We start from the raw sequence: 338 nt of genomic DNA on the forward strand, positions 1-338 counted from the left end.
TGCACGCCGGCCGATACGCCGGGCGGTTGCTGGTGCTGTTCGCGGTGATGGCCGAGGGTGCGGGCGCGGGGGCCGCCTCCTGCTACAGCGACGACCACGGGGACACCTGGACCTTGGGAAAGCCGCTGCCGGCGCAGGACTCCGGCCCGGCCGCGGAGGACGGCGGGGGTGCCGCCGTCTGCCTGACCGACGGCCGGGTACTGCTGCATACCTGGGCTGCTCCCCGGCGGTTGGCCGCGGTCTCTGACGACGGCGGGCACAGCTACGGGCCGCTGCAGCCGGTCGACGAACTGTCCGATCCCGGGAGCAGCGGCTCCCTGGTCCGCTTCGACGGGCTG

1 pseudogene is annotated in these 338 nt (G+C 74.6%); it reads left to right on the forward strand.

Annotation, left to right across the window (positions count from 1 at the left end):
- Positions 1 to 26: 26 nt before the first annotated feature.
- Positions 27 to 338, forward strand: a pseudogene (locus tag AC5RUJ_RS18810) (exo-alpha-sialidase); the annotation flags it as partial.

The organism is Arthrobacter sp. Y3223164 (assembly GCF_059091005.1).